Source organism: Pseudomonas sp. GW821-FHT07G10, assembly GCF_059418545.1.
Genome location: NZ_JBWKQB010000031.1, coordinates 1 through 14,785, shown reverse-complemented (window position 1 = coordinate 14,785; position 14,785 = coordinate 1). Strand labels below are relative to the sequence as shown.

The 14,785-nt window shown below is 57.8% G+C and carries 13 protein-coding genes and 1 pseudogene; 3 read left to right on the top strand and 11 right to left on the bottom strand.

Going from position 1 to position 14,785, the window contains the following annotated elements:
* Window positions 1-93: 93 nt before the first annotated feature.
* The 4 genes from AC07O1_RS25495 to AC07O1_RS25480 form a co-directional block, all read right to left on the bottom strand.
* Window positions 94-474 carry an AprI/Inh family metalloprotease inhibitor gene (locus AC07O1_RS25495; RefSeq protein ID WP_495090580.1) on the bottom strand — a complete coding sequence of 127 codons (381 nt, stop codon included), beginning with the start codon at window positions 472-474 and terminating at the stop codon, window positions 94-96.
* 102 nt (window positions 475-576) lie between these two features.
* Window positions 577-2,028, bottom strand: a complete 1,452-nt coding sequence (locus tag AC07O1_RS25490) for a serralysin family metalloprotease (RefSeq protein WP_495090579.1) — start codon at window positions 2,026-2,028, stop codon at window positions 577-579.
* Window positions 2,029-2,326: 298 nt separating this feature from the next.
* Window positions 2,327-3,430 (bottom strand): DmpA family aminopeptidase, encoded by a 1,104-nt coding sequence (locus AC07O1_RS25485; protein ID WP_495090578.1) that lies wholly within the window; start codon window positions 3,428-3,430, stop codon window positions 2,327-2,329.
* A gap of 9 nt (window positions 3,431-3,439) precedes the next feature.
* Window positions 3,440-4,804 (bottom strand): APC family permease, encoded by a 1,365-nt coding sequence (locus AC07O1_RS25480; RefSeq protein ID WP_495090577.1) that lies wholly within the window; start codon window positions 4,802-4,804, stop codon window positions 3,440-3,442.
* Window positions 4,805-5,010: 206 nt separating this feature from the next.
* Here AC07O1_RS25480 and AC07O1_RS25475 point away from each other — a divergent pair, with 206 nt between their 5' ends.
* Complete coding sequence (locus AC07O1_RS25475) at window positions 5,011-5,814, top strand: helix-turn-helix transcriptional regulator (protein ID WP_495023974.1); 804 nt, start codon at window positions 5,011-5,013, stop codon at window positions 5,812-5,814.
* 41 nt (window positions 5,815-5,855) lie between these two features.
* Here AC07O1_RS25475 and AC07O1_RS25470 read toward each other — a convergent pair.
* The 6 genes and pseudogenes from AC07O1_RS25470 to AC07O1_RS25445 form a co-directional block, all read right to left on the bottom strand.
* Window positions 5,856-6,049 (bottom strand): annotated as a pseudogene (locus tag AC07O1_RS25470) (transcriptional regulator FeaR); the annotation flags it as partial.
* Window positions 6,050-6,233: 184 nt separating this feature from the next.
* Window positions 6,234-6,692, bottom strand: coding sequence for an REP-associated tyrosine transposase (locus AC07O1_RS25465; protein WP_495090576.1), 459 nt, complete (start codon window positions 6,690-6,692; stop codon window positions 6,234-6,236).
* A gap of 89 nt (window positions 6,693-6,781) precedes the next feature.
* A complete protein-coding gene (locus AC07O1_RS25460) occupies window positions 6,782-7,876 on the bottom strand; it encodes a polyamine ABC transporter substrate-binding protein (RefSeq protein ID WP_495090575.1) in 1,095 nt (364 codons plus the stop codon).
* A 61-nt stretch (window positions 7,877-7,937) separates the two neighbouring features.
* On the bottom strand, window positions 7,938-8,279 hold the full coding sequence (locus AC07O1_RS25455; protein ID WP_494994906.1) for a cupin domain-containing protein: 342 nt from the start codon (window positions 8,277-8,279) through the stop codon (window positions 7,938-7,940).
* A 33-nt stretch (window positions 8,280-8,312) separates the two neighbouring features.
* Window positions 8,313-9,719, bottom strand: coding sequence for an NAD(P)/FAD-dependent oxidoreductase (locus AC07O1_RS25450; RefSeq protein ID WP_495090574.1), 1,407 nt, complete (start codon window positions 9,717-9,719; stop codon window positions 8,313-8,315).
* 50 nt (window positions 9,720-9,769) lie between these two features.
* Window positions 9,770-10,585, bottom strand: a complete 816-nt coding sequence (locus AC07O1_RS25445; protein WP_494994904.1) for a helix-turn-helix domain-containing protein — start codon at window positions 10,583-10,585, stop codon at window positions 9,770-9,772.
* 273 nt (window positions 10,586-10,858) lie between these two features.
* Between AC07O1_RS25445 and AC07O1_RS25440 the strand changes: the two genes are divergently transcribed.
* Window positions 10,859-11,131, top strand: coding sequence for a DUF1652 domain-containing protein (locus tag AC07O1_RS25440; RefSeq protein ID WP_495090573.1), 273 nt, complete (start codon window positions 10,859-10,861; stop codon window positions 11,129-11,131).
* A 40-nt stretch (window positions 11,132-11,171) separates the two neighbouring features.
* Here the strand turns inward: AC07O1_RS25440 and AC07O1_RS25435 are convergent, their stop codons facing one another.
* Window positions 11,172-13,646, bottom strand: a complete 2,475-nt coding sequence (locus tag AC07O1_RS25435) for a UvrD-helicase domain-containing protein (RefSeq protein WP_495090572.1) — start codon at window positions 13,644-13,646, stop codon at window positions 11,172-11,174.
* A 272-nt stretch (window positions 13,647-13,918) separates the two neighbouring features.
* On the opposite strand from AC07O1_RS25435, the gene AC07O1_RS25430 reads away from it, so the two are divergent.
* On the top strand, window positions 13,919-14,614 hold the full coding sequence (locus AC07O1_RS25430; RefSeq protein ID WP_494994900.1) for a pirin family protein: 696 nt from the start codon (window positions 13,919-13,921) through the stop codon (window positions 14,612-14,614).
* Window positions 14,615-14,785 lie beyond the last annotated feature (171 nt).

Below are 14,785 nucleotides of genomic sequence, written 5' to 3'. Positions count from 1 at the left end.
TAAGGTTCGAGGTAGTTATTAGCTGCCTGCTTTAAACTACCGATACGCGCATATAAACATCGCTTACTCTATTAAGCGCAGCGTTGTGTTTTATTACTGAGGGCGCTGCAGAACAAGTACAGTCCCCGACTTCAAAGTGGCGTGGTAGAGCCCTTCCCGCTGTCGACCTAAATGAATGATCCTCGAACCTTCTTTACCCGTCAGCGATATTCCATCCGGTTCCGGAAACCAGCCGCTGGGTGTTTCACCCAACCAACCGGCGACACATTCGAGTTCTCCGGCCAGGGTCTGGTTTTGTGCGAGCTCAAGCATGCAGACTTTCGATGGCTCATCTTGCTGGTGGATCTGCCACTTCCCGGCCAGTTCCGAAGGGTCGGGTAATCTCAGGCTTCTTGCCATGCTGGCATCTCCAAAAAACATCATCAGCGTCGCGATCAACCACGCTGCGGCCCTGGTAAAGGCGGTCTGGTTCATAGGGTGTTTCATTCCGGGCTTTAGCCTCGCTTACACGAGGAGTCGATGCAAGGACAGGGAGCAGCGCATGGGCGCCGCCCCTGCTTTTACTTCGCCTGGCTACTACGCCACGATGTCCGTGACTGCCGCTTGCCCGACGGTGGTGACCAGGAAGTCAGCCATGCCGTGCCCGGAGAAGTCCACGGCCAGGGTGCTCAGGTTCATTCCCGAGGCATAGCTCAGCACCGCTTCGCCGGCAGAACCTGTGAATGAGTTGACGAAGTGCAGCCCCGTTCCAGCGCTAATGCCGGTCAGATCGATCTTGTCCAGGCCGCCGACAAAATCCATGATCTGGTCGGCCGCGCCCGGTCTGGAGTCCGAGCTAGCGCCAAACACGAAAGTGTCGGAACCGGCACCACCCCAGAGCTTATCCGCGCCGCCGGCACCGTAGATGATGTCGTTGCCGGCACCGCCCTTGAGCACGTTGGCCGCGCTGTTACCAATCAACAGATCGTTGCCCGAACCGCCAATGGCGTTTTCGATGGTCACGCCTTTGGCAATGGACACGTTACCCACCAGGCCGCCAACGTCGGAGAATGAGGCTTCATTGAGGTTGATCTTCTGGTTTTGGGTAAAGCCGGAGAAGTCAAAGGTGTCCTTGCCGCCCGCGTCCCACACCGAGAACACCAGCTTGTCCGAGGACGAGCTCGCACTGAGAAAGTCGCGACCGGCGTTGGAGTTGAAACCGTAGGTGGTGTCACCGGCACGGGTGTTCATGTTGGCGCCGTAGAGCTTTTGCACCGCAGCGATATCGTCCATCAACGGGCCGGATGAATAAGCCTCGACACCGCCTTTGCTGAAGTTCTGGCTGGTGTTGCTTTCACTCCAGTAGCTCATGAGGCTGTAGCCGCGAGTGTCCTGCCCATAGGACGCATCGTTATAGGTCGGATTGCCTTCGCCGGCATTGTAGTCGCCGGGGTGAGACAGGCCGAGGGTATGACCGATCTCGTGAGTCAGGGTTTGACGGCCGTAGTTGTTCACACCCGGGGTTTTGTTGACGTTGTAGCCACTGCCGGTCAGGTACCAGGACTGACCGTCATAGCCAGGCTCGGTACCCGGCAGGAAAGCAAACGCTGCCGCCCCTTCCTGACCGCCACTGTAGTTGCCGAAGGTCATGTGACCGTCGCCGCCCTTGGCGGCCTCAGTGAAGGTGACATTGGCCACATCTGCCCAGGATTGCATGGCGAGCACGGACTGAGCCTTTTGCAAGGCGCTGAACTGGCTGAAGCCAGTGACACCCAGGCCGCTGAAATTGGATGTTGGCGAAGTCAGAAACGTGTAGGTAAGTTCAATCTTGCCGCTGCCATTGAGATCTTGCCATGAAGCACCATCACGCAAGATCTGAGTCGCGGCCTGATCTACAGAGAAGGAGGGTTTGCCATTGACCGTGAGGTCGTCGCCACGGTCATACTGATGGCTGAAACTATCGATCTGGTTGAACGCCGAACTTGATGTGGCTTGTGGCGCCCATTGTTGTTCAGCTGCAACGATAGCGTTCTCTTTGACTTTCGACATAAACACACTTCCTTGTTTGCAATGGAACAGTTTTTTTCAGATAGCGACAATCTCTGGCGAGATCGTCCTATCACTCGCCCAATGAAGGCGAAAGAAAACTGACACAATTCGAAAACAAACGTCCACTACTTTTTTTGAGATCGAATTGTGTTGTTCCAGCAAACTCCCGGAAACAATGCCTGCGAGGTCTAAATATTTTGGGTGATTCCGTTCTCCCGACCAATTGTCCGACAATCTACTATTTAAATATTAAATAAAGGCAAGTTCGTTTTTATTCACTACATCGCGGCTTTATCAACTACTCGCGCGTGCGCCATCCTGTTGCGTTTAATGCGTGTAGTAATGTCTCCGGGTCGAGGGCAGGAACCAAGGTGCCAGTGGCCGTCCTCATGTGTTCGCCTGCCAGCAGCGCGTTTATGATCGCCTCCTCCACCGCTTCGGCGGCAGCGCTGAACAACGGCGAAATATGGTCATTGTTGAGCATCTCAAGGGACGTGCTCATTGGCAGGTCTTTACGTCCATAGTCCGCGGGCGGCAGGTCATGGTTGCCGGTGGCGAAGGCCAGGAAAATATCGCCGCTGGAATCTTCGGTACCGCCGCCGGTGCGGGCGATGCCGATCGATGCCCGTTGCGCCAGGCGCTGGCACTGATGAGGCAACAATGGCGCGTCGGTGGCCAGGATCACCACGATCGACCCCATGCCCGGCGTGCCCCTCTCATCGAAGGGCGACGGGATATCCGTCAATTGCCGGCCGACTGGATAACCATCGACCCGCAACTCTTCACGCTTGCCATGGTTGGCCTGCACCAGCGCGCCGACGGTCCAGCCGCCCTGTTGCGCTGACAGTTTGCGCGAGGAGGTGCCGATCCCGCCCTTGAACTCATGGCAGATCATCCCGGTGCCGCCGCCGACCGCACCTTCCTGAACCGGGCCGGTCCCGGCATTGGCGATGGCTTCGAGTACCTGTTGCGGGCCGACATGTTGCCCCCAGATATCGTTGAGCACGCCGTCGTAGGTTTCCATCACCACCGGCATGCACCAATACACCGCCGGATCGGCCAGGCTGTCGTGCTCCCCGGCGATCAAGGCATCGCGAACCACACCCACACTGTGAGTGTTGGTAATTGCCAGCGGCGTGGCCAGCAGCCCCGCCTCGCGAATCCACTCAAGGCCTGTGGCGTCACCGTTGCCGTTGAGCACATGGCAGCCGGCGAAGCACGGTTGCAGTCGCGCATGGCTTGCCCGCGGCTCGATCAACGTCACACCAGTGCGTACCTGCTTGCCGTTGACTTCGGTCTTGAGGGTGCTGTGCCCTACCCGTACGCCCGGTACATCAGTGATGGCATTGAATTGACCGGGTGTTCCCAGGCCCAGGCAGATGCCCAGTTCACGTGCACGCATAACCACTCCTTACAACTTCTGGAACGCCGGACTGAACCGGCCGTTGGTGCCATACAAAATTACCGACACTGCCAGCAGCCCGATAATCACCATGATGTCCCTGGCCGAAGCCTCAAGGAACAGATTGAACAATAAATAACCGGCGCCGAGCACCGCCAGCAATGCGGGCAATGGCCACAGCGGCATGCGGTAAGGATGCTGCCGATCGCGCAGCAACACCCGACTCATCAATGCACTCAAGGCGACGATCAGGTAAACCAGCATGATCAGCAGCACGCTGAAAGAAGTCATGTCTGCCAGGTTCGAGCTGAAACTGAGCAGCGCCGATGGAATTGCCAGAAACAGCGTGGCCAGCCACGGCGAATCCCAACGCGGATGAATACGGGTGAACAGCCGGTTGACCGTGGGTGTCCAGAGGGCGTCGCGGCCGCTGCTGAATACCACTCGGCCGATCTGAATCACGATCGCGACGATGGCGTTGAACACCGACAGGAAAATCCCGGCGCTGACCACACGGGACAGGGTTTCGTTGCCATGACTGGTGAGCAGATAGCCGATCGGGTCAGGGCTGTTGATCATCTCGCTGAGGGACGGTGCGCCGATCAGTAACGCGGTCAAGGGCACCAGTTCGATGACCACCACCAGACCCAGCGACCAGAGCACGGCTTTGTGTACGCCGCGCCCGCCGCATTTCATGTCTTCGCCCAGCACCACCGCCGAGCCAAATCCGTTATAGGAGAACAAGCCGATACCTATGGCGCCAATCACCAGAGCCCAGGGTGCCAACTGCAAAGCGCCGTTTTCGACGATCTGCGGTTGCAACAGGATGCTTGCCGGTTGTGAGGCATGACCGAAGCCAATAAACACAATCACCAGCATTGCCGCGACTTCCAGCAGCAGACAGGTGCCGGTGATCCAGGCGTTGAGCTTGATATTCAGAATGCCCAGCAGGTAACTGCACACCACAATGAGCAGGGCGACGGTCTGTGAATCGAAATGACTCCCCAACGCGTTGTTCAGATAGGTCGCGGCGCCGGTGGCCAGCACCGGCGGAATGAACAGCAACATCGCCAACACCGTCAGGAAGGTCGCATAACCGGCCATGCCGCCAAACACTCGCTTGGCGTACACGTATTCGCCGCCGGCGCTGTTGTGAGCCCTACCCAACTCGGCGTAACAGTAAGCGAACATCAGGGCCAGTAAACCGGCCATGACGAACGCGAGAAACACCCCGGTGCCGGCCTGATGAATCGCAAACGGCGCGATCACGAACACCGAACTGGCCGGCGTCACGCTCGAGACGGTAATCGTCACGACGTCGAATACACTCAGCGTGGGTTTCAGCGCGCCACTTGGCGCTGCGGGAGAGCTCATGACGTTATCCTCTTGGTTATTTTTAGTCTGAGGCAGAAACGAAAAAAACAGCTTGGGTGCGTTCTGGGCCGCACTTGATGGGGGCTACTCTAGGCAGCGCGGCAACGGCGGCCAATTCCCCTATTGGAGTACTCCCCTTGACCTTGAGCGCAAAAAGGTTGAAACCGTCGGCCGGGTTTTGATTTTTTGAATGTGGAGCAACACACATGAGCAGTCTGTTCAGGGAAGTCGGTATGCACGCGGGACTGGGTCGTACCCTCTCGCAGGTCGGCACCGAGCGTTTTTGGAAGCAGCTTGTTTTGTTGTTGCACCAATGCCTGCCGTTCGATAACGCTCTGGCGATTTTCTATCCGCAAGACGGCCTGCCCCAAGCGCTGGAAGAGTACGACGCCGAACCCTCGAGCAAACCGGCGTCGATGCTGACCTACCTCAATGGTTTGTACCTGCTGGATCCGTTTTTCCAGGCGTGCCGTGAAGGCTACCCCAGCGGCCTGTATCGGCTGGAGGAAGTGGCACCCGATCACTTCCGGCAAAGCGAATACTTCCACAGCTACTTTCACGAGAACGTGCGCGAAGACGAGGTTCAGTTCATTCTTCAGCTTCCCGGGGCCGGAACGCTGTCACTGTCGTTGGGCATGCAGCGCGTGTTCACCGCGGATGAAGTGGGCCAACTGACCACCCTCGCTGCCTGGGTACTGCCGCTGATGCAGCAGCACTGGCAGCAGAGCAGCCAGCGCACACAGGCGCCGGCACAGGATGAAATGGCCAGTCAGATCCGCGATGCCCTGAGCCAATTTGGCTGCGGCGTACTGTCGGACCGCGAACTGGAAATCGCCCGGCTGATCTTGCGCGGGTTTTCCTCCAAAGCCATGGCCGAGCGGCTGAAAATCTCACCGGACACCATCAAGGTTCACCGTCGGCATCTGTACGCCAAGCTGGATATCTCATCGCAACCGGAACTGTTTTCGTTGTTTATTCAGTCGTTGGGGCATGATCTGGAAAATCCTTGAGGCCTTTGGCAGACTCAGGCATTCAACGAAAATGTTCATCTGGTTGGCCCCAGCAGTGCAATCAACGCTTCCTGCAGCGCCTCGCCCTCCTGCTGTGCCGTGCAACCGTGCAGTTCTGCGAGAGCTTGCCGAATTTACGTTGATGGTCTGGAAGATGGCGGTGGACCTCATCCCGAGACAGGTGAAACAAGGCGTGTTCGATCAAGCCAAGGGGCACGATTTCACGGGCTCCGGCAAGTTCATCTGAGACCGCGTTTGCCGGTTTTACGACCGCTTCGCGGTCGGACGCAGGCTTCGCCAGCTGCTACAGGAAGACGCGTTTGCCGTGAGTGCATGTCCCCGGCAAATGAGCTTTACGTAGCAGCTGGCGAAGCCTGCGTCCGGCCGCGAAGCGGTCGTAAAACCTGCAAAGCGTGGTTTTAAAGCCAGCACGCATCCCATAGCGGGTAATCATGAACTCTTCTGACAAGACCGCCGCGGACAGGATTTTGAATGATGTAACGAGCTACGGTTTTCAAGTCTTGTTCCTTACGAACAGCACGGTCGTGGTATCCCTTCTGCCACAAACGCCCTTGACCGCCACGCTGTTGATTAACCCGCAGGCTACTGCGTGATTTGACCCAGCACATCAGCTCATCCAGAGGCTTGTCTTGCAACTCAAGCAACCAATGTATGTGATCAGGCATGACTACCCAGGCCCAAGAGATGCCCCATCCGCGCTCTTGCACCAAGCGAAACTGCTCCACAACCAACCGCCCCAAACGCCAGTCGGAAAAAACCGGTTGGCGCTGATGCACAACAACGGTCAGCAGATAAATTCGCCCCACCTCAGAAACACGGCCAATGCGCAGACGATCAGCATTTGTCGCAACAGGCATTCCTTTGCCTCCTCAGGTTCACAGGAGGCAAAGAACTTACATTGCTGAGGGCTGCTTCAGAGAACGAACACTTGAGGAAATGTTACCTGTCAGCTCCCCGTCCTGATCTTGTTCCACAACCGAGTGCGAATCCGGTCGATGTCCAGCGGCATGGCTTCCAGAGCGAACAACTTGCCCATCATTTCCGGGCTTGGGTAGATCTTGGTGTCGCTCTTGATCGCCGGATCGATCAGGCTGTCGGCCTGTTCGTTGCCGTTGGCGTAGTGCACATAGTTACTGATGTCGGCCATGACGTCCGGACGCAGCAGCTCGTTCATAAAGGCGTAACCGGCCTTCTCGTCCGGGGCGTCGGCGGGCATGGCGACCATGTCGAACCAGATTGCTGCGCCTTCTTTTGGGATCGAGTAGCCGATTTCCACACCGTTTTTGGCTTCACTGGCGCGGCTTTCGGCTTGCAGGATGTCGCCGGAGAAGCCCACGGCTACGCAGATATCGCCGTTGGCCAGGTCACTGGTGTATTTGGATGAGTGGAAATAGCTCACATACGGCCGGACTTTCATCAGCAGTTCTTCCGCTTTTTTGTAGTCCGCCTGATTCTTGCTGTGGTGCGGCAGGCCGAGGTAGTTCAGCGCAGCCGGCAGCAATTCCGGACCGTTATCGAGGATCGCCACGCCGCACTTCTGGAGCTTTTTCATGTTCTCGGGTTTAAAGATCAAATCCCAGGAGTCCACCGGCGCATTATCGCCCAGTACCGCTTTGACCTTGGCGATGTTGTAGCCAATCCCGGTGCTGCCCCACAGGTACGGAAAACCGTGCTCGTTGCCCGGATCGTTGGTTTGCAAGGCCTTGAGTAATACCGGGTTGAGGTTTTTCCAGTTCGGTAGCTGGCTCTTGTCGAGCTTCTTCAGCGCCCTGCCCTGAATCTGCCGGGCCATGAAATGGTTCGAAGGGAACACCACGTCATAACCGGATTTGCCGGTCATCAGCTTGCCGTCGAGGGTTTCGTTGCTGTCGTAGACGTCATAAGTGAAAGCGATACCGGTTTCTTTCTGGAAGTTTTTCATCGTGTCCGGCGCGATGTAGTCCGACCAGTTGTAGATCTTGACGGTCTCGGCCGCCTGACTGAGTGAAGCGAGGAGCATCAACGGAGCTAACTTCAACGAAGCGGTGGTCATACGGATCATGAGTCGATTCCTGATTATGTACGGCTGTTTTTGTTAGGCAGGTTTTCGGTTGATCAGCGGATCAAAAAATCAAAACGTAAGTCTTGCGCACGGTTTCCTGGATATCCCAGATCCCGGTGCTGTTGGCCGGCAACATCAGTGCGTCGCCCGCTTCTATTTGTAAGGTTTCACCGTCATCCGGGGTGAAGGTGCAGCGGCCCTGAATGAAGTGACAGAACTCTTGGGCAACGATCTGCCGCCGCCAGCGACCAGGCGTGCATTCCCAGATGCCGGTTTCAACGCCGTCGTTGCGTTCGACGCACGTCACCGAGGTAACGGCGATGGGCGTACCCAATGGCACGGCCACCGGGTTCGATTCGTCCAGGATGGCGGTGGCGGTATGTTTGAACTGTGTGATGCTCATGGTGGTCCTTACGGGTGGATGATCGACGAGCCGTTACTGCATGAACCCTTCCATAAACCCCGCCACCCGACTGGCAAACTTGCGCCGCCACGGTGCGGTCTGCGGATTGGCCAGGGTCTGGTCTTCATGGACGAAACTGCGAATGATCGCGTTGTAGCCGAGCCAGCGGCAGGGTTCCGGTTCCCAGGCTTTCAGCGCACTGAGGCCGCCCTGCTGGATCACCCACGGTTGATGCACCAGTGTGGTGTCGCGTTCGAGAATCAGGTCGGCCAGGGTCCGGCCACCAAGATTGCTCGCGCCTACGCCCTCGCCACCGTAACCACCTGACAAGGCGATGCCGTTGCTCCGATCGCAGAGCATGTGCGGCTTGAAGCGCCGGGACATGCCCAGGTTGCCGCCCCAGGCGTGGGTAATCTTGACGCTCTTGAGCTGTGGGAAGAGTTCGCCGAACAGGTAGCGTCGCAATTGGACTTCGTTGCTTGTCAGGTCAAAGTCGTGGCGCAGTTTCCCGGCGAACTGATAGCCCCCGCGTGCGCCGAACACCAGACGGTTGTCGGAGGTGCGCTGGCCGTAGGTGACTTGCCGACTGCTTTCACTGAAGGCCTGGCCCTGGCTCAAGCCAATCTCGTCCCAGGTTGCGGCGGACAGTGGCTCGGTGGCCACCAGCAAACTCTGCACTGGCAGTTGATAACGCCCCAACGGTGCCAGCGTCACGGCATAGCCCTCCACCGCAGGCACGATCCAGCGGCTGCGAACCTGCGCCTTGGCGGTGCGCAAACTGCCGGATTGCCAGTCGGTAACCGGGCTGTTCTCGAAGATTGTTACCCCCAGGCGCTCGACAGTCCGGGCCAGGCCACGTACCAGTCTGGCCGGCTGAATGGTCGCGCAATGCGCTGCATGGATACCGCCATAAGGTTTGGCGACGCGGATCTGTTGCGCCAGTTGCTCAGGGCTGAGCCAGCGGTAGTCGGCTTCGTTGAGCCCCTGGCTGTAGAGTGTGTCCAGATAGCGGCGCAGGCTGGCTTGCTGCTCGGGATAGCGAGCGGCGCAATACAGCGCACCGCCTTTTCGGTAATCGCAGTCAATACCTTCGCGTTCGAGGACGATCGCCACCTCGTCAGGAATGCCGTGCAGCAAATCGAACGATGCGCGGCGTTGCTCGGCTGGCAGATCGCCAAGTAAGCGATCCTCCCCCAGCAGGTTGCCCATCAGCCAGCCGCCATTACGCCCGGACGCACCGAAACCAGCGGTCTGCGCTTCAAGGATGGCGATGCTCAACCCGGGCGCCAGACGCTTGAGGTAGTAAGCCGTCCAAAGCCCCGTGTAGCCGGCGCCGATGATCGCCACGTCAACGTCCAGGTCTTGCTCCAGCGACGGCCGGGCAATCAGGGGCTCTTCGAGTTGATCCATCCACAAACTGATAGTGCGCCACGCCGGCATGCAAGACTCCGCAACCCAAAACTAGATGGCTGCGATCCTAGTGCCTGGGTTCAGAGGCTGTCTTGCGCGCGTGCACGCAAAGAAATGTGTTTGGCATAAGCCTTCGGTGACAGGCCGGTGTGTTGGCGGAAACAGCTATAGAAGGCCGAGAGGGAATTGAAACCAGCGGCGAACGCCAGCTCGTCGACCCGCAACGGTGGCGTTGCTTTGTCCAGCGCCGCCAACACATGCTGAAGGCGAGCCTGGTTGACGTAGCGATAGAAGCTTTGCCCCAGCACCTGGTTGAGCAGATAGGAGATCTGATTGCGGCTGTAACCGCACTCTTTCGCCACCCGCTGAAGATCGAGTTCCGGGTCCAGATACGGTTGCTGACGCTCGAAATACTGCTGCAGGTCTTGCGCCATAAAACTCAACTGTCGCGGCGAAAGCCCCAGCCGACTGACCGCCGGGCGCAGGCTGGTAGCGGACTTGCTGGACGGGTGCTCATGCACCAGCGAGGCATACTCGTTGACCCTCCAGATCAGACCGTCACGCACAGTGATGGCTTCGCTGGCGCGAAACGACACCAGCCCCTGGCCGCCACGCAACGTCACCCGGTACTGAATGAACGCGGTATTGCCATCCAGACGGATGCGGTCGGAGTGTTCGAGCGCTTCATCCGGATCGCGGGGCATACTGCTGCGCACGTACTCACGCAGCTCAGCCAGACCGAGAATGCGGTTCTGAAAGAAATCGTTGTACTGGACGTCCGGGTGATAGAGCGCCATGACCCCCTCCAGGTCACGGTGTTTCCAGCACAGGTGATAACGCAGCACGGTTTCGCCGGTGGCCTGGGTTTGCAGCGGGCCATCATCATTGGCAGGCATAAAACACTCGATGACAGAAAAACAGAGCTTGCCGAACTTCAGCTTGCGCTTCAATGGCCAATTGATGGCTTGAGATAATGGCGCGTTGTCTTAGACATACCGGGATTTGACCTGCATCAAAGCTTTTCAAAGCAATCGCCAAACGGCCTGAAAAAAACCTCCTGCCTGTCGCGAGTGATGCTACTTTTAAAAGCTCAAAGGTTGGGCCAGTGAAGGCCCTTCCGTTCCTACCGCGAGCTAAAGGAAGTGCTCAACGAACAAGGTGGGCAACACATGAATACGGTCTTTTCCAAGGTCACCTTTCCCAATGCCTGTCAGCTCATGCGCTGGCATTTTCATCCAATGGGCTTCGAGGCCAGCATGGATGCCCCCGACAGCATGATTGCCCGGCTATTCGACCGAGCCAGCGGCGAAACCATGATCGCCATTGCCGGTATCCCTTGTGCAACAGTGATGAACGCCACCGATGTGGAGAGAATAATCGAGGCGGTAGAAGACGAGCTTGAATCGTTCATTCCACCCATGAGTTCAAGAAGTTTTAGTTAACCATTGAAATCCCGACTGTAGGAGCGTCGACCGGCTGCTCCTACACCTGAACCTTCATCCCCCGCTGATCATCGAAGAACGCCTTGTCCCCGGCGATCCGGTCGGAGGCCTTCGGAACATTGGCCGCCTGCACATCCTGACTGTCGACATACCAGTAGCAGTGCTTGACCGCCCGGGTAATACCGACATACGCAAGGCGCAGGATTTCGTCTTTCTGGGCACTGTCATACGGTTCGACATCGCCATCCCTGGCCAGCCCGGCCATGCGATACACCTGGTTCTTGTAGGGTGAACTGGTCAGATGCTGGCAATCGCCCAACAGAAACACTGCATCAGCCTGCAGGCCTTTGGAGCTGTGGTAGGTCAGTTGTTTCAGTCGGCGATCCTCGATTGGCAATCTAGAATCAACATTAACTACAGCCTTAATATGCTCTTCTATCAATAACTTATCGCTACTTTTTCGAAACAACATCAAGACCGAATCGCCGTTTCGATAGTGTTCGACCAAGCGCTTGGCCAGCGCCAGGTCGTCTCTATCCATGACCTTCACCGGGAGCAACTCTTTGGGGTCACCGCTGGCCTTGGCCTTTTTCCCGGCAATCGCGGGGGCCGCACGGACGATATGCTCTGCCGCGTCGATGATGTGCTGATGGCTGCGATAGTTATCGCTGAGCATGACCCGAGTGGTACTTGGAGACGGGAACTCCTTGTTGAATTCCATGAAGTATTTCGGCGAGCTGCCACGCCAGCCATAGATCGATTGCCAATCATCCCCGACGCATAACAGCGACGAACGCTGCGCGCCCCGGCCGACATGCATGGCCGGGCCACGGCTGCGGATCTCCCGCAGGCTGGCGCGGATCCAGGAGACGATTTGCGGGGAAACGTCCTGGAACTCATCGATCATCAGGTGCGACAGCGGCCGCAGCAGCTCGTCGCTCAACAGCTTGAAGTTTTCCGGTGAGTGCTCGCTGAACAACGCGAACATGCGGTTATAAGTCATGACCGGCGGCGATTGATCAAGCAAGTGATCCTCCAGCGCCCGCCAGAAGAGGCTCAGGGCCTCGAAAAAAAAGCGATCAGGATCGTCTTTGGCAAAGCTCATCTGGCCCACGGCGGCAGGTACATCCAGCCCCAGGTTCTCGATAAACCCGGCCGCAGCGACAAAGCAATCCAGCAGCGGCGCGGAACCGAGCTCGCCTTTGACCTTGTAATCGAAGCCTGGTCCCGCGCTGGCATCCCCGGCCAGCGACGACAAAACGCGTTTAGCTGAATCATAACTATCAAGCCAAATCAGTGGCTTACGACAGAAAGCTTGAAACAAGGTGCGCTTTACCGCCCATTCCGCGCGGACCGACAGCTTGGCACTTGGCCGGCTGATCTGTGCATTCTCACGAGGGTCGAAGCCCAGCACGACCCAGGCATCCAGCTCGGCAATATAGCCGTGGCAATGAAATGACGAACCATTGATCTCGAACCTCTGCCGGTCGGGTTCGATGCCTTTGATCGGCCAGGCACCGGCGCGAAACCACAGGTCTTCGATCGTGTCGCAGAGCTCTTCATCACGCTTGGCCGCAAGCTCGGTCACCGCGATGCGCTTTTGCACGTCCGGGTGATCACGCTCCAGCTCCTTGAGCTGCAAGGCGTGCCGGGACAGCGGTTTGATCAATTCGCGGAATCGCTCATCACGGGTATGCAAAGCGTGATAACAGGCATTCAGTTGCTGGCGCTGGGTGTCGTTGATCCGCAGATCGAACGGATTACTGTCAGCGCCTTCATCGCCTGGCAGCGAGCGGGCATTGAGGTTCTCGAAAGCCTGCAACCGAGAGAAACCCGGCAGGCTACGGACCATCGGCAAGATTCGTGAGTGGAAGGTTCGCACCACGTCTCGGGCATCCTTGAGGCTCAGCGAGAGCCCCCAAATGGCGAACATCTGCGTCAGCTTGTTGATGAAGTCTTTGCGCGACTCACGGGTGAACGTCACCACCGTCAACGAACCCAGTTCAAAACCCAGGTAATGGGTCAGCAACAGAATGCGCAGCACCAGCGAGGTCGACTTGCCCGCCCCCGCACCGGCAATCACCGTGGTCGAGGGTGTGTCGCTGAAGATCATCTTCCACTGCGCTGCACTCGGCTGCGCCTGCGGCGGGAGTAACCGGGTGACATCGGCTTTGATGCGCTTCTTCAGCTCGGCGGTGAGCGGCAAACGCCAGTCATCGAACAGGTTCTCATCGATACCTGGCGCGCGGTGTTCGGTGCAGCGCGTGTCGCGAATCAGCAGAACCTGCCGACCTTCTTCGATGCCCTCCAGCTTGCCTTCTTTGTAGCCGTAATCCACGCCGGCGCTGTGCCCGCTACGAAAGCCGTCGGCCTGGCCATGCAGCCAGGACGCACGGTGCTGGGCGCGCAAGCGATTGAGGCCATGGCCGAAGAACCGGGCGGCCAGACGCTTGAACAGCGGCATTTCGGCCAGTGGTACAAGCTCGGGAGGAAGATCGGGGGTGTGTTGCGGCACGCTGACTCCAGTGTGTGAGGCTGTTGGGCTATGGTCGCTTCATTTGCCGACGACTTCTAGTGAAATGCTTATGCGTCATTGGCTTAAGCGATGAACTGAAAGCTGTGAGGGAGAATTCCTCCTCCAAAACCATCTATTAATTAGATTGGTTTGAGGTATTTTTTCCGCTTTTTATCGATATTGGCTTGTTGGATGATACTCGCCATCAACCACCGGTTTAGTTCTGCGGCTCAAATGTTCAGCCACATGACGAACCTTTACTGGAGACGATCATGCTTGAACTCAGACCCTTCACCTCCCTGGGCGGCGCTCACCATGGCTGGCTGGATGCCCATCATCACTTTTCGTTCGCCGAGTACCATGACCCTAAACGCATGAACTGGGGCAACTTGCGGGTCTGGAACGATGACGTGATTGCGCCCGGCACCGGCTTCCCGAAACACCCGCACCGTGACATGGAAATCATCACCTACGTTCGTGAAGGTGCGATCAGCCACGAAGATAACCTGGGCAACAAGGGCCGTACCGAAGCCGGTGACGTGCAGGTGATGAGCGCCGGTACCGGGATCGCCCACAGCGAGTACAACCTGGAATCGACCGCGACCAAGATCTTCCAGATCTGGATCATCCCGAATGAAGCCGGCTCGGCACCATCCTGGGGGGCCAAGCCGTTTCCTAAAGGGCAGCGCGAAGGTTTCGTTACCCTGGCCAGCGGCAAGGCCGGCGACGATCAAAGCCTGCGCATACGCGCCGATGCACGCCTGGTGGCGGCCAACCTGAAAGCCGGTGAAAGTGCCGAGTATCGCCTGGACAGCGGTCGTCGGGCGTATCTGGTGCCAGCAACCGGAGTCATTGAAGTCAATGGCTTGCGTGCGCAAGCTCGAGACGGAGTTGCGGTGGAGCATGAGCAAGTGCTGCGAGTGACTGCGATCGAGGACAGTGAAATCGTTCTGGTGGATCTGGCTTGATGCTGTAAATGCCGGGCAAAAAAAGGGCGACCGTTTGGTCGCCCCTTTTTTTGCCTGTGCTCGATCGTTCCCACGCTCTGCGTGGGAATGCCGCCCTGGACGCTCCGCGTCCATGTGACGCAGAGCGTCACCGGGATGCGTTACCACGCAGGAGCGTGGGAACGATCAAAC

Coding starts and splice junctions, on each gene's coding strand:
- AC07O1_RS25495 (WP_495090580.1), bottom strand. CDS start 474: ATGAACCAGACCGCCTTTACCAGGGCCGCAGCGTGGTTGATCGCGACG.
- AC07O1_RS25490 (WP_495090579.1), bottom strand. CDS start 2,028: ATGTCGAAAGTCAAAGAGAACGCTATCGTTGCAGCTGAACAACAATGG.
- AC07O1_RS25485 (WP_495090578.1), bottom strand. CDS start 3,430: ATGCGTGCACGTGAACTGGGCATCTGCCTGGGCCTGGGAACACCCGGT.
- AC07O1_RS25480 (WP_495090577.1), bottom strand. CDS start 4,804: ATGAGCTCTCCCGCAGCGCCAAGTGGCGCGCTGAAACCCACGCTGAGT.
- AC07O1_RS25475 (WP_495023974.1), top strand. CDS start 5,011: ATGAGCAGTCTGTTCAGGGAAGTCGGTATGCACGCGGGACTGGGTCGT.
- AC07O1_RS25465 (WP_495090576.1), bottom strand. CDS start 6,692: ATGCCTGTTGCGACAAATGCTGATCGTCTGCGCATTGGCCGTGTTTCT.
- AC07O1_RS25460 (WP_495090575.1), bottom strand. CDS start 7,876: ATGATCCGTATGACCACCGCTTCGTTGAAGTTAGCTCCGTTGATGCTC.
- AC07O1_RS25455 (WP_494994906.1), bottom strand. CDS start 8,279: ATGAGCATCACACAGTTCAAACATACCGCCACCGCCATCCTGGACGAA.
- AC07O1_RS25450 (WP_495090574.1), bottom strand. CDS start 9,719: ATGCCGGCGTGGCGCACTATCAGTTTGTGGATGGATCAACTCGAAGAG.
- AC07O1_RS25445 (WP_494994904.1), bottom strand. CDS start 10,585: ATGCCTGCCAATGATGATGGCCCGCTGCAAACCCAGGCCACCGGCGAA.
- AC07O1_RS25440 (WP_495090573.1), top strand. CDS start 10,859: ATGAATACGGTCTTTTCCAAGGTCACCTTTCCCAATGCCTGTCAGCTC.
- AC07O1_RS25430 (WP_494994900.1), top strand. CDS start 13,919: ATGCTTGAACTCAGACCCTTCACCTCCCTGGGCGGCGCTCACCATGGC.